At 50.3% G+C, this 18,846-nt stretch carries 18 protein-coding genes and 1 riboswitch; of the genes, 15 read left to right on the plus strand and 3 right to left on the minus strand.

Features of this window, described 5'->3' with window-relative positions; all coding sequences use genetic code 11:
* Positions 1-6 precede the first annotated feature (6 nt).
* The 11 genes from NSU14_RS02120 (at position 7) to NSU14_RS02170 (ending at position 12,191) form a co-directional block, all read left to right on the plus strand.
* Positions 7-2,097 carry a peptidoglycan D,D-transpeptidase FtsI family protein gene (locus NSU14_RS02120; RefSeq protein ID WP_042139832.1) on the plus strand — a complete coding sequence of 697 codons (2,091 nt, stop codon included), beginning with the start codon at positions 7-9 and terminating at the stop codon, positions 2,095-2,097.
* A 75-nt stretch (positions 2,098-2,172) separates the two neighbouring features.
* Positions 2,173-2,952, plus strand: coding sequence for a Cof-type HAD-IIB family hydrolase (locus NSU14_RS02125; RefSeq protein ID WP_076248166.1), 780 nt, complete (start codon positions 2,173-2,175; stop codon positions 2,950-2,952).
* A gap of 43 nt (positions 2,953-2,995) precedes the next feature.
* Positions 2,996-3,481, plus strand: coding sequence for a DUF456 domain-containing protein (locus NSU14_RS02130; protein ID WP_042139830.1), 486 nt, complete (start codon positions 2,996-2,998; stop codon positions 3,479-3,481).
* Positions 3,482-3,507: 26 nt separating this feature from the next.
* Positions 3,508-5,136 carry a putative polysaccharide biosynthesis protein gene (locus tag NSU14_RS02135; RefSeq protein WP_042139829.1) on the plus strand — a complete coding sequence of 543 codons (1,629 nt, stop codon included), beginning with the start codon at positions 3,508-3,510 and terminating at the stop codon, positions 5,134-5,136.
* Between the two features lie 115 nt (positions 5,137-5,251).
* Complete coding sequence (locus NSU14_RS02140) at positions 5,252-5,596, plus strand: thioredoxin family protein (RefSeq protein WP_042139828.1); 345 nt, start codon at positions 5,252-5,254, stop codon at positions 5,594-5,596.
* A gap of 113 nt (positions 5,597-5,709) precedes the next feature.
* On the plus strand, positions 5,710-6,642 hold the full coding sequence (locus tag NSU14_RS02145; protein ID WP_336100894.1) for a COX15/CtaA family protein: 933 nt from the start codon (positions 5,710-5,712) through the stop codon (positions 6,640-6,642).
* Positions 6,643-6,698: 56 nt separating this feature from the next.
* Positions 6,699-8,471, plus strand: coding sequence for a UbiD family decarboxylase (locus NSU14_RS02150; protein WP_340942477.1), 1,773 nt, complete (start codon positions 6,699-6,701; stop codon positions 8,469-8,471).
* A 27-nt stretch (positions 8,472-8,498) separates the two neighbouring features.
* Positions 8,499-9,245, plus strand: a complete 747-nt coding sequence (locus NSU14_RS02155) for a Cthe_2314 family HEPN domain-containing protein (protein WP_042139825.1) — start codon at positions 8,499-8,501, stop codon at positions 9,243-9,245.
* A gap of 91 nt (positions 9,246-9,336) precedes the next feature.
* A riboswitch (SAM riboswitch) is annotated at positions 9,337-9,472 on the plus strand.
* 98 nt (positions 9,473-9,570) lie between these two features.
* Positions 9,571-10,587: a methionine ABC transporter ATP-binding protein gene (locus tag NSU14_RS02160; protein ID WP_042139824.1), complete on the plus strand. Its 1,017-nt coding sequence runs from the start codon at positions 9,571-9,573 to the stop codon at positions 10,585-10,587.
* Entirely contained in the window at positions 10,587-11,255 is a 669-nt protein-coding gene (locus NSU14_RS02165) for a methionine ABC transporter permease (protein WP_039307238.1), read from the plus strand. Before NSU14_RS02160 ends, NSU14_RS02165 begins: the two co-directional genes overlap by 1 nt.
* A gap of 57 nt (positions 11,256-11,312) precedes the next feature.
* Complete coding sequence (locus tag NSU14_RS02170; RefSeq protein ID WP_042139821.1) at positions 11,313-12,191, plus strand: MetQ/NlpA family ABC transporter substrate-binding protein; 879 nt, start codon at positions 11,313-11,315, stop codon at positions 12,189-12,191.
* Between the two features lie 202 nt (positions 12,192-12,393).
* On the opposite strand, the gene NSU14_RS02175 is transcribed toward NSU14_RS02170, so the two are convergent.
* Positions 12,394-12,642 (minus strand): NifU family protein, encoded by a 249-nt coding sequence (locus tag NSU14_RS02175; protein WP_039307240.1) that lies wholly within the window; start codon positions 12,640-12,642, stop codon positions 12,394-12,396.
* Positions 12,643-12,724: 82 nt separating this feature from the next.
* Here NSU14_RS02175 and NSU14_RS02180 point away from each other — a divergent pair, with 82 nt between their 5' ends.
* A complete protein-coding gene (locus NSU14_RS02180; RefSeq protein WP_076248176.1) occupies positions 12,725-12,979 on the plus strand; it encodes a YuzB family protein in 255 nt (84 codons plus the stop codon).
* Positions 12,980-13,002: 23 nt separating this feature from the next.
* On the opposite strand, the gene NSU14_RS02185 is transcribed toward NSU14_RS02180, so the two are convergent.
* Both NSU14_RS02185 and mqnE read right to left on the minus strand, forming a co-directional pair.
* Positions 13,003-14,064 carry an NAD(P)/FAD-dependent oxidoreductase gene (locus tag NSU14_RS02185; RefSeq protein ID WP_340942485.1) on the minus strand — a complete coding sequence of 354 codons (1,062 nt, stop codon included), beginning with the start codon at positions 14,062-14,064 and terminating at the stop codon, positions 13,003-13,005.
* Between the two features lie 79 nt (positions 14,065-14,143).
* Complete coding sequence (gene mqnE, locus NSU14_RS02190) at positions 14,144-15,250, minus strand: aminofutalosine synthase MqnE (protein ID WP_039307245.1); 1,107 nt, start codon at positions 15,248-15,250, stop codon at positions 14,144-14,146.
* A 371-nt stretch (positions 15,251-15,621) separates the two neighbouring features.
* On the opposite strand from mqnE, the gene NSU14_RS02195 reads away from it, so the two are divergent.
* The 3 genes from NSU14_RS02195 to NSU14_RS02205 all read left to right on the plus strand — a co-directional run bounded on the left by NSU14_RS02195 (position 15,622) and on the right by NSU14_RS02205 (position 18,659).
* Complete coding sequence (locus tag NSU14_RS02195; protein WP_039307246.1) at positions 15,622-15,981, plus strand: HesB/IscA family protein; 360 nt, start codon at positions 15,622-15,624, stop codon at positions 15,979-15,981.
* A gap of 472 nt (positions 15,982-16,453) precedes the next feature.
* Positions 16,454-18,169, plus strand: a complete 1,716-nt coding sequence (locus NSU14_RS02200; protein WP_340942487.1) for a hypothetical protein — start codon at positions 16,454-16,456, stop codon at positions 18,167-18,169.
* Entirely contained in the window at positions 18,156-18,659 is a 504-nt protein-coding gene (locus NSU14_RS02205) for a hypothetical protein (RefSeq protein WP_340942489.1), read from the plus strand. Before NSU14_RS02200 ends, NSU14_RS02205 begins: the two co-directional genes overlap by 14 nt.
* Positions 18,660-18,846 lie beyond the last annotated feature (187 nt).

The following is an 18,846-nucleotide window of genomic DNA, read 5'->3' on the forward strand; positions in this document are numbered from 1 at the left end:
AAAACTGTGAGTGTTTTCCGAAAGCAGGCCTCTCCCCCGGACGAGAAGGACAGCAAGAGTTCGCTTGGCCTGCGGCTCAACGTGTTTTTCTTCAGCACGTTTGTAATCTTTTGCGTAATTATTATCCGTCTGGCTGTTGTGCAGTTTGTGGAAGGACCTAAGCTGACCGAGGTGGAGACCAGCCGGGATACCAAAAGTGTACCGCTCGCGTCCATCCGTGGTGCGATTCGCGCAGCCGGAGGAGAAGAGATTGCCTATTCGACCTCCGTTCAATCGCTGTATATCACCCTGACGAAGGAATATACGGCCAAAGCCGTGGATAAGGAAACCGGAATCAGTGCACTGAAGCCGGAATCGAGAGCTAACGCCTATGCGCTGGCAACCCGGCTGGTCGAGGAATTCGATAAACATGGTGATCCGGACGGCGAGAAGCTGACGGTGAATAATGTAATTACTTCATTGGATTTATATTTCAAGAAATATTCGGGTTATATGGCACGCAAGATCAAATCCGGTCTTACCACCCAGGAAGTTGCTTATTTCATGGAGCATAAAAGCGAGTTCCCCGGTCTTGAGATTGTTGAAGAAGGCGTGCGGCATTATGACAAGGACACGGTTGCTGTGCAGACAGTCGGGTATATCAAGCCCTTCAAATCGTCCAGTACACTTAATATTTATAAGAACATCCAGAACGCAATGAAGAAGATCGATGCCGATCCCGGCCTGAACTATAAGGATGATGAGTTTGTCGGCTTTGACGGTCTGGAGCTGCAATATCAGCGGGAGCTGCGCGGCAAGAATGGTTATCAGGTCATTTCAGTGAATCCGCAGAATATGGCCGAGAAGGTTGAAGAGGTTGTACCGCCGGTCAAGGGTAATGATGTCTGGATGACGATTAATAAGAACGTCCAGCTCAAGACGGAAGAGGCCATTACGGAGCAGATCAGCTGGCTGCACAGTCATGCCGTCCAGGGCAAAACCCACCCCGATGCACTCACGGGTTATGCCGTAGCCATGGAAGTGGATACAGGCAATATTGTTGCCATGGCCAGTATGCCGGATTATGATACCAATGTCTGGACGGCGGAGAAGCTGGATTCCGATACTTGGAATAAAATTATGGGTAACTATCAGAATGGGACGATTACTCCGTATTCTTCGGGGATGTCCGGCCATGGATTCGGTTCTACCGTATTACTGGGTTCAACCATTAAGCCGCTGAGTGTGCTTGTGGGCTTGAACGAAGGATTCTTCAGCACCTCTTACCGGTACAATGATAAAGGGATCGCTTATTTCGGTAAGGATGACAAATCCTCCGTGCGCAATTCCTCCGGACATGTCTACGGTTCGATGGACCCGGCCAAAGCGATTGAGGATTCCTCCAACGTATTCATGGTGGATATGGTCGGCAAGAAGCTTTATGAGCAATATAAGGGCAAGGGGATTGAAGTTTGGGATAAGTATATGAAGGAGTTCGGCCTCGGTGTCTCCACACAGAGCGGGCTTCCCAATGAGTATCTGGGACAGATTAACTATACCGATATCAAGGCAGCGGGCAGTGCGCAAGCCGCACTGGTCTATGCCTCCTTCGGGCAGCAGGGCCGTTATACGGTACTGCAGCTGGCACAGTATGCTTCCACGCTTGCCAATGAAGGTGTGCGCATCAAGCCGCAGCTGGTCAGCAAGATCACCGACTCTGAAGGCAATGTGGTCAAAAAGTTTGAGCGCGAGGTGCTGGATGAAGTAACGACCTTTGACCCGTCCTTCTGGAGAGAAATCAAACAGGGCATGAACAGTAAGGTTACTGCATTTACGGATTTCCCTTATGATTTTGCCCGTAAGACAGGTACCTCCCAGCAGCTGGGGAAAGGTGAATTGCGTGATAATGGGGTATTTATTGCTTTTGCCCCGCGTAATAATCCTAAGTTAGCAGTTGCTGTGGTCATCCCTGAAGGCGGGTTTGGTTCCAACAGTGCCGCGCCGGTCGCGCGTAAAATATTCGATGCGTATGACTGGGAGTACGGGCTGGATGGCAACCCGAAGAAAAATGTAAAAACTGCAGATCCGGCCAACGGAGATGCCGTAAACACAAATTGACGAACCGCCGTAGCCTGATTGACAAATACTCAGCTGCTCCCGACCGGGAGACATACAAGAATGGAGGGGTGGCAAATGATTGCCAAATACCGCCTGCTTGCATTGGATATGGATGGAACCCTACTGAATGATGAACAGAAAATCACCCCCAAAACGGTGGAATGGATCAAAAAAGCGATGAATGCCGGCGTACATGTCTGCCTGTCTACCGGACGTTCGTCCCGGAGTGCGATGCCTTATGCCGTGCAGCTTGGCCTCGAGACCCCGATGATTATGGTAAACGGAAGTGAAGTCTGGCGCGCACCGGGAGAACTGTACCGCCGGTCCCTGATGGATGTGGAACTGGTCAAACAGATGCATAAGATTGCCGAAGAGTTCGATATCTGGTTCTGGGCATATTCCGTGGATGAAGTATACAACCGCGACACCTGGGACGGCGAAATTGACAGCAGGGAATGGCTGAAGTTCGGTTATTCTACCGAGGATAATGATATCCGCCATAAACTTCTGATGCGTCTGCAGGAGCTGGGCGGGCTGGAGATCACCAATTCCTCGCCGTTCAATCTGGAGATTAATCCGCTTGGCGTCAACAAGGCATCCGGCATTCTGGAAGTCTGCAAGCTGCTTGGCATTAACATGTCCCAGGTTGTGGCCGTCGGCGACAGTCTGAATGATCTGGCGGCCATCCAGCAGGCCGGATTCGGAGTAGCGATGGGCAATGCCCAGGAGACCGTTAAGCAGGAAGCCGATGCTGTTGTGGCTACGAACAATAATGACGGGATCGCGGAAGTGATCCAGAAGTATATTCTTGCGGAGGCCGGAACCTCGGCCGGCAGAATTTCTAAGCAGGCTTAGCTTACTTATCCTATCCAAAACAAAACTTGAGGAGTTGAAGGAATTGACGATCCTGGGTTGGATTCTGATCATTGCTTTGTTTGCAGTAGGGCTGGCAGGAGCGGTATATCCAATCCTGCCGGGCGCGCTGGCGATTTATCTGGCCTTCTTCGTATACGGCTGGTTCTTTTCCTTCCACTCCTTCGGCGCCTGGTTCTGGATTATCCAGACACTGATTGTAGTGGTCCTGTTCGTTGCCGATTATGTGGTCGGGGCCTGGGGAGTCAAAAAGTTCGGCGGCTCACGGGCATCCGTCATCGGCAGCACGATCGGCCTGATTATAGGCCCCTTTCTTATTCCGGCCTTTGGTCTGCTGATCGGCCCGTTCCTCGGGGCCTTTGTCGGCGAACTGATTGCCGGCTCGAAGCCCGGCAAGGCGGTTAAGGTCAGCTTCGGCTCCTTGCTGGGGCTGTTCAGCAGTACCGTAGTCAAGATCATTTTGCAGATTGTTATGGTCGTCCTCTTCTTTATCTGGATCGGACGGTATTAAATTTATTGTGAAGAAGGCGAAACAGCTTGTCCACCAAGAAAGAATCTTTTGTTAAAGGCACGCTTATTCTGGCTGCGGCCGCACTTGTGGCCCGCATCCTTGGACTTGCCCAGCGGGTTCCGCTGGAACATCTATTCAATGATATCGGGAATGCATCCTTTACACAGGCTAACAATGTGTATCTCCTGCTTCTTCCGCTGGCGACCGCCGGAATACCCAGCACGCTGAGCAAAATGGTATCAGAGCGTTATGCTCTGAACCGTCCGCATGAAGCGCAGCAGGTATACCGTGCCGCCCTTATTTTTGCAGCTGTTGTAGGTGTTGTAATGAGTACAATACTGTACATAGCCGCTCCGTATTATGCGGAGTACACCAAAGTTCCTGAGAGTACGCTGGCAATCCGGGCGATTGCCCCGGCGCTGCTGCTGTTCCCCGCAATCGCAATGATGCGCGGTTACTTCCAGGGGCGCAATAATATGATGGCCGGCGGTATCTCGCAGATTATTGAGCAGATCGCCCGGGTATCGACGGCAATTCTGCTGGCTTTTATTCTGCTGCGCCAAGGCTACAGCAACACATGGATGGCTGCAGGCGCTTCTTTCGGCAGTGTGCTCGGGAGCGTCGGCGCTTTCGGTGTCATGCTGTATTACGCAATGAAGATGCGCCGCAGCGAGGAGCAGATTGCTCTTTATGAATCGAATGAGGCACGCCTTCCGTTACTTGGAATTTATAAAGATATTTTTAAGCTGTCCATTCCAATTGTATTATCTTCGATCACAGTACCTGTTGTGAACTTTATCGATACTTCCTTTATTGTACCGCTGCTCAGCGGACGGATCGGAATGGAGGAAGCTACCCGGGCTCTGGGGATCTTCGGCAGCCGTGCACAGAGTATAGCGGGTATTCCGCCGGTGCTCTCCATCGCGCTTAGTACGTCGCTCATTCCGATTATTTCAGCGGCGTACGCCCGCAAAGATGAACAGCATCTGAAACGCCAGGTTACCCTGGCCATGCGTATTTCCATTCTTACCGGCACACCAATTGTACTCTCTCTCGTTGTGGCGGCATATTCTGTCAATGGACTGATCTTCAGCAGTCTGGACGGCAGCGGGATTGTAGCGATGCTGACGCTGGGCACTATTTTTCAAATCACTATGATGACTACGAACTCTATTCTGCTCGGAATGGGCAAATCGCGGATTTCAATGTATTACGTGCTAGCCGGGATTATCGTGAAGTTCGCTTCCAACTTCCTGTTCAGCCAGCTGTTCGGCATTTATGGCATCATCGGCTCTACGGCCCTGTGCTTCATTGTCATTACGCTGCTTAATCTGCGGATGCTCAAAAAGATCATTCCCTTCGAAATTCTCGGCAAACGCTGGGGCGGATTCTCAATCGCTGTACTCGCATCGGCCGGAATCGGTTATGGCCTCAATGAAGCGGGGATTATGCTGACTCATCTGATGCCGGCAAGACTGGCATTCCTGATTACATGTCTGGTCGTTGGAGCTGCCGTGGTTATCATTTACCTGGTGCTGTTGATTGTTCTGGGTGTACTGAGCAGCCAGGAAATCGCTGGTTACCCGCGTCCGCTGCGCAAACTGCTGAATCCTTTAATGAAGCTGCAGCCTGCGCACGTGCGTGCAAACGAATAAAGCTGTGATCATTGTCTTATTTTGTCTTTTTTATTTGACTTATTCCGTACATTTTGCTTCACTTAAAGAGAAGAGAATCATGGGTAACGGTTAGATGAGAAAGGATGGATAATAGATGAACAAAATTAGTTCTCCTGCTGAGTTTCAGGTGTCAATACAATCTCCGCGCTTAACGGTGGCGGTATTCAAGGCGGATTGGTGCTCGGATTGCAAATTCATTGATCCGTTCATGCCGGATGTGGAACAGAAATATAGTGACCGCCTTACACTCGTTGAAGTGGATGTCGATGCAGTAGGCGACGTCAGCCAGGAACAGAATATTCTGGGCATTCCGAGCTTTGTCGCTTATACCGATGGACGGGAGCTGGTCCGATTCGTGAATAAGCTTCGTAAGTCCCGTGAGGAAATTGAGAATTTCCTGAATACGGCGCTGGATGTTTACCTTAGTATCCACAAGTAATGAAGCAGCACCGCTTTCGCCCTACCCGAGCAGAAGCGGTGTTTTTTTTCTAGAATGGTCTGCGGGCGCAATCATTATACTAATTCATTCCTATAAAAATGCGGGTGATAACATTGACGACCCTTCAATTAAAATGGCTTAGCTATATAACCTGCCTCGTTATGTTTCTGGCGCTGCTCGGCGGAGCGGTGGTTACCAAGACGGGTTCGGGGCTGGAATGCGGGAATGAATGGCCGCTGTGTCACGGAAAGCTGATACCGGCGTATACCGTAGGCTCCCTGATTGAATATACCCATCGCCTGTTCAGCGGACTTGCGGGTCTAATGTCATTGGCTTCGATGTTTGCGTTCTGGCGTTACGCCCGTAAGCGCAGGGATCTGCTTACCTATGCCTTGTTAACCCTTATATTCGTAGTGGTGCAAGGCGGAATGGGAGCGCTTGCGGTAATCAAGTCGCAGTCTGCTGCAGTGATGGCTCTACATATGGGATTCTCGCTGATTGCGTTCGCCAGCTCACTGATGCTTGCGCTTGGAGCCAGACGGAGCTACCTTTCTGGGGAAGAGAATAGCACTGCAGAACCGAAAGTTAGCAGGGGCTTCCGTAACTTAACCTGGTTTACTGCGTTATATTCTTATATGGTCGTGTATATTGGAGCTTATGTAAGTCATACCGATTCACAGGGGGGCTGTTCAGGCTGGCCGCTGTGCAATGGGGAATGGATTCCGGAGCTGTCTGGCGGGGTGGGCATTGTATTCATACACCGGGTTGCAGCAGCGCTGCTGTTCCTGCTGACTGCTATTCTGGGACATCTGGCTTTCTGGAGATACAAAGAGCTGCCGGAGCTGAGGGCTCTGGGTGTTGCCGCAGTGCTGCTCTGCCTGATGCAGGTATTCAGTGGGGCTGCTGTGGTTCATACGCTGTATAATGAACGACTGTACATATTTACCGCGTTATCGCATATTTTGCTGATTGCCGGCTTGTTTGGGGTTCTATGTTATATGAGTGTCCGTGTCTGGCAGTTAAGCGGAACGGACAAGAAGCAATAAGATTACCGTTAAGGGCATGGGGACAAGGTTCGGCCCGGTTCGAGGAGGAACGCTTAGTGGGATACGGTAATTTGCGACAATGGATCGAACAGCTCCGCAGAGACAAGGATCTTGCTGTGATTGATACTCCGGTTGATCCGCATCTGGAGCTGGCCGAGATTCACCGCCGGGTGGCCGGTGAGGACGGCCCGGCGCTGCTGTTTACAAATGTACAAGGAACGCCGTTCCCGGTTGCAACCAATCTGTTCGGTACTGTCCGACGGGTGAACAAGGCCTTCGGGACCCGGCCGGAGCAGTTAGTGAAATCCATGACGGCAGCTATGGAAACGATGATTCCGCCATCAGCTGCCGGACTATGGAGAGAAAAGGGCCTGCTGCTTGACCTGATCCGAGCAGGAACCAAGAATATACCGCAAGGTGAAGCGCCGGTCCTAGGCATCTGCCGCAGCAGTAATCCGCTACAGGAATTACCCCGAATTACCAGCTGGCCTAAGGATGGAGGGCCGTTCATCACCCTTCCTCTGGTCTATACAGAGAGCATAACCAACCCCAAAGACCATAATCTCGGGATGTACCGGGTCCAGATTCATGATGACAGCACGACCGGCGTTCATTGGCAAATCCATAAAGGGGGCGGCTTCCATCACCGTCAGGCTGAGCTGCTGGGGGAGACCCTTCCGGTCTCTGTCTTTATCGGCGGGCCTCCTGCCCTGATTGCGGCTGCTGTTGCCCCGGTTTCAGAGCGGCTTCCGGAATTGATGCTGGCATCCCTTATGCTGGGCGGGAAGCTCCCTATGGTGCAGGACCCCCTGGGCGGTCACCGCATTCCTTCAGAAGCTGAATTCTCCATCCGCGGGCGGGTGTCTCCGTTTGAGCGGAGACCGGAAGGTCCATATGGCAGTCAATCCGGCTATTATTCGCTGCAGCATGATTTTCCCGTGATGCATGTGCAGCGGATGTGGCACCGCAAGGACGCGATATTTCCGGCCACGATTACCGGCAAACCCCGCCAGGAGGATTATTATCTGAAGGATTATCTGCAGCGGCTGCTGGCTCCGGCCTATCCGCTGATGATGCCTTCAGTGAAAGCTCTGTGGGCGTACTCCGAATCCGGCTCGAACGCCTTGGCTTCGGCTGTTGTCAGGGAGAGCTATCCGCGTGAGGGACTGGCTTCGGCTTTCCGTATTCTGGGGGAAGGCCAGCTTTCCTTAACGAAATTCCTGCTCCTGACGAATGAACCGGTTGAGCTTACGGATTTCCCCAAACTGCTGGAAACCGTGCTTGAACGCTTTAATCCGGCATCGGATCTGGTGATCTTCGCTAACACCTCCATGGATACCCTTGACTATACCGGCCGTAAGCTGAATCATGGCAGTAAGGCTGTGATGATGGGCACCGGCAACCCGGTCCGTGAGCTGCCCAGAACCTATACGGAGGGTCACCTTCCAGCAATCACCGGCGCCGTGCCCTATTGCGGCGGATGTTTAGCCGTTTCCGGAGCATCCTATATAGAAGACCCTGAGCTTCCCGTCAGGCTGGCCGCTTCCTTCAAGGAGAAGGGCACAGCCTGGCCGCTGATTGTTCTGGTGGACGATGCCGCTGAAGCGGTGCGCACACAAACCTCCTTCCTGTGGACAGTGTTCACCCGGTTTAATCCGGCGGATGATATTTATGCGGAGACCCATGCACTGCGTAACGCAATCAGCTATTCCCTGCCGATTGTAATAGATGCCCGGATGAAGCCGGGGTACCCGGAGGAGCTGGTTCCGCATGAGGACACGGTTGAACTGGTGAACCGGAACTGGAACCGTTATTTCCCTCTTGTATAGATCTTAAGTATTCTGAGGAGGACAAATATGCTGCGGACATTACTGGGAGAGCCGCCCCGCGAGAACAGCGGGGTACTGGCCGAAGCCATGGACAACATGGCGAAGGTCGCCTCCATGCTGCGCAAGGAGATGAACACACATCAAGACCGTGACCATGAATACCGCAAGCTGGAGATATGGACACGCGGTCTGATCTCATCGCTGGACGAGCTGGAGCAGAGCTGGTTCGCCGCCGCCTTTTACCGGAAGTCGGTGGTTGCCGGTTATATGGATGATATGTCGCCCACGGAACAGGGAGAGTACGCCAGGTATGTGTATTTTTATAAGGACGGCTTCATCCGGGTGTTCTCCCTGCTGGACAAGCTGGGTACGGTTCTGAACAGTCTGTATGATCTGAATACAGGTAAAGTCAAAGCGCATTTCTCTTACTTCACAGTGCTTCGCCAATTTCAGCTGCTTCATGCGCACAACCCGCTGGCCAATGAGCTGGAGAAGATCAGGAACTCTTACCGCGAACCGGTGGAGAATCTGCGCAAACGGCGCAATGCCGAGATTCACTACATGAACGCTGAGATGACGGATGATCTCTGGCAACGCCATCAAGGGCTGCATGACAAAATCCAACTGGAGGATCTTGACAGTCATCTGGAGGATTTGAGGCAGAGCCTGGAGATGGTGTGCAAATCTTTATCGGCTGCCTTCAGGTACAGCAATGAGCAGTGGCACAAGAATAAAGCTGCATCCAGCCAGCGTTCAGAGCACGGACAGCCGTAAAAACTTACCTTTGACAAAGAACCGGAAACTTAATATACTTATGCAAGTATTTACTTCTAACATGAAACGGCATATATAACTTCATACTATAATCTTATCGAGAGCGGCGGAGGGATAGGCCCGATGAAGCCCGGCAACCGATTTGTACACAGCTTAGCTGCTGGCTGCAAATGTCATGGTGCTAATTCCTACAATGCCGCTAGGTTTGCGGTCTTGGCAGATGAGACGGCATTGTTTACTTCACACACACGGCCTCTTCCGATCTGCACGGATCGTAAGAGGTCTTTTTTGTTATAAATTGCATGGAAGAAGGAGGACGGGGCGATTGATAGAGCTGAAAGATTTAACGAAAGTATACGGTAAGGGAAGCAAGGCCGCAACGGCGCTTTCCGGACTAAGCCTGTCGATTAAGAAGGGGGAGATATTCGGTGTGATCGGCCACTCCGGTGCAGGCAAAAGCACGCTGATCCGCTGCATTAATCTGCTGGAACGTCCGAGCGAGGGTGAAGTATGGGTGGATGGGGTGGAATTGACTGCACTCAGCCAGGGACAGCTGCAGGAGCAGCGGCGCAAGATCGGGATGATCTTTCAGCATTTCAATCTGCTCTCCTCCGCAACCGTCTATGACAATATCGCCTTTCCGCTGCGGCTGGCCGGAACCTCCAAGACGGAGATTGAGCGGAAGGTTCAGGATCTGCTGGCTCTAGTCGGACTTGAGGAGCACCGGAACAAATATCCGGCTCAGCTGTCCGGAGGCCAGAAGCAGCGGGTCGGGATCGCCCGTGCTCTGGCGAGCGATCCGGATGTTCTGCTATGCGATGAAGCGACTTCAGCACTGGACCCGCAGACAACGGATTCAATTCTGCGCCTGCTGCTGGATATTAACCGGAAATTTCACTTGACCATTGTGCTGATTACGCATGAGATGCATGTCATTCAGAGCATTTGCGACCGGGTGGCTGTCATTCATGGAGGCGGGATTGTGGAGCAGGGCGATGTTGCCCAGGTTTTTTTGAAACCAAGGCATGAGGTTACGAAAGAATTCATCCGCAGTGAAACTCAGGCGGACGGACCGCTGCGGCAAGCGATTGATGCTGTACATGCCGGATATACTAAGGCGGTCAAAATTACTTTTCTCGGGCAAAAAACGTACGAATCGACCCTTTCCCATGTGGCGCAGGGAACCGGAGTTAATTTCGCCATTCTGCAGGGAACCATTTCTACTATCAAGGATGTTCCTTATGGTCAGCTGATTGTCCGGTTTGAAGGGCCATCCGAAGCCGTGGAAGCAACACTTTCCGAGCTTGCGGCTGAAGGCCTTGATGTGGAGGTGATTTCTTAATGGGCGGACTGGATTTTAGCGCGATTAACTGGGAAGAAATGCTTGATGCCACGGTCGCAACATTAAAAATGTTAGCTTTTTCAGGAATATTCACAATTATCCTTGGTTTACCGCTCGGAATTGTGTTATATTTATGGGGCAAGTCTAATAACACTATTATCAGGGTTGTTTACTCGGTATTATCATTCGTCGTAAATATTCTGCGTTCGGTTCCCTTTATTATTCTGATGGTTGCCCTGATTCCGTTCAGCAAGTCGATTATGGGTACCTCGATAGGCGTACTTGGAACGATTCCGGCGCTGGTGATCGGCGCGGCTCCATTCTTCGCCAGACTGGTAGAGACCGCACTGCGGGAGGTTGACCGGGGGATCATCGAAGCGGCGCAGGGTATGGGAGCATCCACGGGACAGATTGTAATGCGCGTGTTGCTGCCGGAGGCTCGTCCGGGTCTGCTGGCCGGTGTTACGATTACGATTGTTACCCTCGTCTCGTATACCGCAATGTCCGGGATGATAGGCGGCGGCGGTCTGGGTGACCTGGCGATCCGCTACGGCTATTACCGTTATGAGAAGGAAGTCATGATTATCTCGGTGGCCCTGATGGTTATTCTGGTGCAGCTGCTGCAAATGGCCGGTGACCGGCTGGTAAGACATTTTACACGGAAATAAGGTATGTCCATATAGAGCCTTATTCATACAAATTATTGATTAGAGGGGGATTTACAGATGAAAAAAGTACTGCTTACATTCTTCAGCTTGACCATGATATTGGTGCTTGCAGCTTGCGGCAACAATAACGCTGCGAATAACGCGGCAAACTCTGCGGCTACAACGGCGCCAACGGAAGCTGCTGCTGCAGAACCGACCACTGAACCTGCTGCAGAACCGGTAACCCTGGTCATTGGAGCTTCTCCTGTACCGCATGCGGAAATTCTGAAAGCTATTGCCCCGCTGCTTGAAGCACAAGGCATTAAGCTTGAGATCAAAGAATTCACGGACTATATCCTTCCGAATACACAGCTTGCCGAGAAACAACTGGATGCGAACTTCTTCCAGCACAAGCCTTACCTGGATGACCAGAATGCCAAGAACGGCACGGATCTTGTATCTGTAACCGCGGTTCACGTTGAGCCTTTCGGCGCGTATTCCAAAAAAATCAAAGCAATCAGCGAACTGGCTGACGGTGCCAAGGTTGCCATCCCGAATGATGCCACCAACGGCGGACGCGCATTGATCCTGCTGGCTAAGAACGGTCTGATCAAACTGAAGGATGACACCAACATCACTTCCACCAAAGCTGATATCACTGAGAATACGAAGAAGCTTGAAATCATTGAGCTGGATGCAGCTATGCTGCCGCGTCAGCTGGACGAGGTAGATCTGGCGCTGATTAACACCAACTATGCGCTGGAAGCCGGCCTGGTTCCAACCAAGGATGCTTTGTTCATCGAGGGAGCAGATTCCCCTTACGCCAACCTGCTGGTAGCCCGTCCGGATAACAAAGATTCCGATGCGATCCAGAAGCTGGCTGCGGCCCTGAACTCTGCTGAAGCCAAAGCCTTCATCGAAGAGAAATATGAAGGTGCAATTATCCCTGCATTCTAAGCCTAAAGCTTAAGCTGAACAACTAAAGAGAAGACCAGAAATGCCCTGTCAGCCGGGAACGGTTAACAGGGCATTTCTGGCCTTTGGGAGGGATGGGTAAGGTTACCGGGAACGCGGCGGGTTGATCCTGCCTGTGAAATCCACTATAATAAAAAAAATCCCGGCCTTCTCAACGGAGGCCGGGATGATCTATGATACGGGATTAGAATACTTGAATAACTTCTTCCACGCCTTCTACTTCTTCAACAAGAGCGCGTTCGATCCCGGCTTTCAGCGTGATCGTGGAGCTTGGGCAACTGCCGCAGGCACCCATAAGCTTCAACTTAACGATGCCGTCTTCTACATCGATCAGTTCGACGTCACCGCCATCGCGCTGCAGGAACGGACGAAGTTTATCGAGCACTTCCAATACTTCATCGTACATGGTTGCACTTTGTACATTCTCACTCATTTCTCAATCACTCCTTTCGTATGTTTATTATAGTACAAAAAGTTAAAAAATAAAATGGTTAGCGCAGAATAGGGAGATCATCATGAGACCAATTATAGAATTTTGTGCCAGTAATATCGGACATGGTACAGAAAAGCTCAAAAATAAGCTGGAGCAAAACCCCGAATACGATGTGGTGGAGTACGGCTGTCTGAACAACTGCGGACAATGTTATCTGCAGCCCTTCGCCATGGTCGACGGGGAGATTATTGAAGCCGAATCCGCCGAAGGACTTGAAGAGGCGATTGAGGCAGCCATTAAAGAGGCTGAGGCATGGGATAGCCTTGAAATCGACTAAACCGCAGCCGTGGTTTGGTTGTCCTACCCGAAATGGCGCTTAGACATCCAGAGCACGCCGCTTTTGAGCAGGCGCGGAACACGGCCCATGACGGAGCGGCGGCCCATCAGGCCGAAGCCGGCATTTTTACCCAGTGAACCGAGAGTCCCCTTAAGCTTAATCTTATGCAGCTTCGGCGTCTCACCCCGCCATAGGGCCTGAATAATCTGCCCCACCTGTTCTCCCTGGGCACCTGCGGCTTGTGCGCTTGGTGCGAAGGGCAGGCTGGCGCAATCCCCAATCACGTATACCTCCGGATAGTCGGCCACATTGTAATAATTTCCCACAATGATCCGTCCTCCACGGTCTTTGGGGAGTTCAAGCTGCTGGACCACCTGCACCGGCTGAATGCCGGCAGTCCAGACCGTAACATCAGCAGGAATTGCCTGGGTGCCATTGAAGATGGCATCCTTTTCTACATGGGAGACGGATACCCGTCCTATGGTCTCCACATGATGCTCATTGAACCATTCCTCCACATACTGTGACAGCTTGGCCGGGAAAGAAGACAATACCCGTTCCCCGCGGTCCAGAATAGAGATGTTCAGATCAGGCCGGCTCTCCCGCAGTTCTGAGGCAATCTCAACTCCGCTCAGTCCTCCGCCTACAATGTTAACCGTTCCGTAAGGCTTCACATCGTTCAGCCGGCGGTAGGTTTCGCGGGTCCCGGCAAAGCTCTGAATACTGCAGGCATAGTGCTCGGCTCCGGGGATATTATGGAAATTATCGGTGCAGCCGAGCGCTATCGCCAGAATATCATAAGATATCGGTTCTCCGGTATCGAGGAATATCACCCGGCTCTCCAGATCGATGGAGCCCACCTGACCATAGCGGATCGTTAAGCGGGGATGAACCGGGAATTGAATCCGCAGATGATAATCCGTTACAGTTCCTGCGGCCAGTGCATAATATTCCGTCTTGATTCCCTGATACGGCATCCGGTCAACCAGGACGATTTCCACATCATGGGGGAGATGGTTGTTAAGTAGCTGCTGAATGAGGGCAAGACCGCCGTAGCCGCCGCCCAGGACAAGTAGAGTTCTCATGCGAACCGATCTTCCTTTCAGGTATGGTGCGAGATGGGCAAGGCAGTTCCGCAGGATTATAGGCTGGTGCGGTTAGTTGTTACTCGTATACTTTAATCTCGTTGTAGAAAGTATCCCGTTCAACCGGAATCCGTCCGGCCCCTTTGACGAGCCAGATCAGCTCTTCACGTGTCAGGCCTTCCGGGGTCAATGCGCCTGCGGCATGGCTGATCCGTTCTTTGAGAATCGTGCCATGTACATCTGAAGCTCCGAAGCTGAGGGCGACCTGGGTCAGCTGTGCTCCGATATTAATGAAGTAGGCTTTGATATGGTCAAAGTTATCCAGCATCAGGCGGCTTACTGCAATCGTCTTAAGATCCTCGTAAGCAGAGTTCCGGCGCATAATGCCTGCATTCTTGTTCTTAGGCTGCATGGAGAGCGGAATGAACACCATGAATCCGCCCGTTTCGTCCTGCAGCTCGCGGATTTGCAGCATGTGGCGGATGCGGTCCTCGCGGGACTCAATGGAGCCGTACAGCATAGTCGTATGTGTTCTCATACCTATATTATGGGCAGTGCGGTGAACCTCCAGATATTCCTCAACATTGGCTTTGTCCACACGCATTTTTTTGCGGTACTGGTCGGACAGAATCTCTGCCCCTCCCCCGGTAAGGGTCTTCAGTCCGGCGGCGCGCAGCTGCTCCAGTACTTCACGGATGCTAAGGCCGCTGATGCGGGTGAAGAAGTCGATCTCTGCTGCGGTGTAGGCCTTGAGAGTGACGTCAGGGAAGTGCTCGTTCAAAGCTTTTAGCGAATCAACATAGTACTGGAAGGGCACGTTATCATTATGGCCTCCGACAATGTGGAACTCGCGTACGCCGGGATGGATATGCTGCTGCACATATTGCACCATTTCCTCGCCGGAAAGGGTATAAGCGCCGTCTTCTCCCTCATCCTTGCGGAAATTGCAGAATGCGCAGCGGGATTCGCAGACATTGGTGAAATATAGACTCATGTTTTCGATAAAATATACTTTATTCCCGTTTTTTCGCTGGTTAACCTCATTGGCTAATTGCCCGATCGTTAATAAATCATTGCTCTCATATAAATAAACGCCATCTTCCAAATTTAATCTTTCTCCGCCGCGGACCTTCTCAATGATGTTCGCCATCCGGGCATCCATGTGGGGTGTTATAAGGGTAGACATATAATTTCCTCCTGAAGGTTGGCGAGGCAACTGCATCGCAGAATCGTGAGCTAATGACATGAGCCGGCAGCAGACCGGCATGAAATAGAGGTTAGATGTAACCTCGTGACAAATTTCCGAATTTTTACGTATATCGCTTTTCCTATTATAAACCTCTCCCGGAGGGTGAGCAACCGCCAGAAAACTTAAGGGAACCCGGCATGAAATGCATAACTGCGGTACGTTTGCGACTTGAGGCTAAGAGAATAGTGGAGTATACTTAATTTAAATTATAGAAGTGCAAATTATTTGAACATTACCTGAGGCCTTAGGGCTGGTTGATAAAAGCTATTGCAAAAATATGCTCACAAAACTTTTGGGAGGTTAAAGTTATGATTAACATTAGTGAATTAGCAGCAGGCCAATTGAAGACCATGCTTGCTGAGCAGGAAGTACCTGATATGTTTCTCCGTCTGGGCGTAACTCCCGGGGGCTGCAGCGGATTCTCTTACGCCATGGGCTTCGATGATAACGAAAGCGAGCAAGACGTGTATATGGACATTGAGGGCTTGAAGGTAGTCGTAAGCAAAGACGATATCCGTTACCTCGACGGCCTGGAGATCGACTTCGAAGAATCCGGCATGACCGGCGGCTTCACCATTAACAATCCGAACGCCACTGCTACGTGCGGCTGCGGATCTTCTTTCCGTACGAAGGAAGATGCAGGCAAGCCGGCGGCTGAGCCTTGCTAAGACGGGTAAATGATGGGATGTAGCACTGGAATCTAATATAGACAGCTGAATATGCAGCCGTTAATCACGGCTTCCCAACCTCTTGAATTGTGTAAGAAGTACTTTACACTTTTCAGGAGGCTTTTTATTTGGCCAAAAAGCAGAAGAAGATTGGAATGACAACGGATCAAGGTTAAAGGAAATGCCGGAGGGATGGATAACCATAAAATTTATGGAAAAATAATCCGATAATAAAAAGAATATCCTATATATTTAATTATAAATTACATAGGAAATATTGCTGTGCGGACAAAGCGGGAGGGTGGACATGGCGTCAACGAAGCTTATATTTAACGAAGATGAAGTCCAGCGCCTGCAGACCAAAATAGGCCAGGTAAGCCAGGACACTAACCGGCTGTATTTGCAGCTGAAGGGCCAGTCCAGCGGCTGGGGCGGAATTCCCCTGGGAGACCACCTCGTGAAGGCCCAGGTCATGATCAACGAATTAACCGTAGAAGCAGAGAAATTGGAGGATATTATCCGGACCGCCCTGAAGGGGGTTGCAGGACTCCAGGAGGAGAATAAACGGCAGGCCGACAAGCTCACGCAGCAGTTTAGTCTTCTCGCGGGTGTATTCGGAAGCTTTGGGACACAAGGTCCTGCCGGGCGGATTTCCATTCCTGCCATTGTGCAGAAGAGTGTAGCGTATCTGATCACGTCTGTTACCGTCCTGCTGGGAAAGGATGAGCTGAATAACGATCCGGCAGTGCAGAAGCTGCGGAATATCATCCAAACGTCCGGGCTTTTGACCGTAGAGGGTATTGCGGCCCTAAGCAAGCTGAAGGATATCTTCGCGGCGCGGGATGGGATCGCGAAGGCGCAGATGGCCTTCAAGGTCTATGAAGCGTTCGGGAACAAGACGCAGATGGAGGCCGTCCATGCGCAGGCTGAGGAAGCACGCCGGAAGCTGGCTTCGCTGGGTGTAGCCAAGGTCCAATATGAAGCAGGGAAGGATCTAAGCGGCTATTTCAAGCAGCCAGCTGTCAAAGCCTGCGATTATGATCCATCGATCACGGCGGAGAGTGTACCGCTGATACATAATGAAGAATATCTCCTGCTGCTGCGGATGGCGATGGAGAAGAGTGCTGCTGGGAACTACGCGCGAAGCCAGCTGGAGGTGAAGCGGCTGCAGATTGAGGCGGCTGAACGTAAGTTGGCGCTGGATAGCAATACGGAAGCGAAAAAATACAACTTTGAGGAGTACAGCAAAACACTTATAGGAAACACATGGGTACTCAGTAAAAATGGCATAACAGACCAGGAGGCGGCGCAAGCATCCATAGCGTATCAGGAAGCCATTAGGAATGGAGAAATCAAATCTAATCTGGATAATGTGCCCGTTGATATCATGCAGGAGCAGATTCTGGCAGCGAAAGACGGGACCAACTACTGGACCGGTGCGAAATTATCGAAGCTGCAGGCCTATGGTATAATCATTAGCAGTGTAGTCGCCAGTTTTCAAGGGATTGAAGGAATGCGCGGCAATGTAAAGATAAAGAGAAGCCTTCCGTTGCACCCCGGTGCGGGTGAAATATCTGCGTCCAGGGTGAAAAAGGTAAATGTTCCGTTATCTGAGGGGAAGGGTAAATCTAGTAGTGCAGATTCTAACATAGGTGTAGTAAGTGAGGGTTCGGGTGGTCAAAATTTACTATCCAGTATAGGGAAAGTAGACAAAGCACCTTCAACAGTTAAATATTTAGAAGATGGTATTAGAAATGAGCCGTTTGAGCATGGTCTGTTTTTCGATAATGACGGCAATGTGATTGGTAGATTAATCTCTGATGGGGAACAAGCAAAAATTGACCTTTCTGCTTATAAAGATATAGCAAAGGATACAACATTTACTCATAATCATCCTAGTAGTAGTAGGTTTAGTATTGCTGACCTAGAAACAGTGGTATATTTCGATATGGCAGAAATAAGAGCTGTGACTCCAAATGGGGTAACGTTCAGTATTAAGAGAGGAACTCTTGGATGGGCGATACATCCACTGGATGTTGAGAAAGTTTTTAAACAAACACAAAGAGAGCTTTCCAGTGACCCTATGGTTCAAGCATTATTTAAAGAAGGTAACACAGAGGCAGTATGGGATAGGTTATATAGTAAAATGGCAGAAAAGATGGGAGGGGATTTTAATGTTTTTAAATAATGATGAAAGAATTAACTCGAAATTTCTTTATAGAAAACCTGTAGTTATTGGAATTTTGGACGATAGTGATAATGATCCCAATGATATGAGTTGGATGTTTGATAACTCATGGGAATTGTTAAAGTTGAAATTTTCAGAAAGTTCATTTCAGGAGTTAGTTATAGGGTTAGTGGAAATATTCAGGAGGGGAAAACCGAACTATTCATCACTTGGTGAAATGTTTGGAAACGATTCAAATGTGGAGGAAGATGTCGAGAAAATAGTATACAAAATAACTACTATTGAAAGAAATTCAAATGATATTATGAAAGTTGAGATGCATCTTGATCCTATAACTCGAAATATTAACGAAATGTATTTGTATGTTCGGGAAGGGTCAGATTTATTAACGCTTAATGAAATGCTTGTCGAGAAATACGAGGGTTTATCTATAGATTTTAATGACAAGTTTATTATTATAGATAGAGATTATAGGATCATCATTTTATGAAAATATAAGCGTGAAGCGGCTCTCATCTTGCAAACAAGCTGGGAGCTGTTTTGCGTTTATGTAAAAAGCAATATCAGCACGTGAAACGGGCTGCTCCGGCCAATTCTGAACTGCCGTTAATTACACCTTTGGAAGCGAGCACTTCAACAGCGGACTATGCCCAATGGAAATGGGGAATATCCTGAAA

It is taken from the genome of Paenibacillus sp. FSL R10-2771, assembly GCF_038000205.1.
Taxonomy (GTDB): Bacteria; Bacillota; Bacilli; order Paenibacillales; family Paenibacillaceae; genus Paenibacillus_AQ; species Paenibacillus_AQ phytohabitans.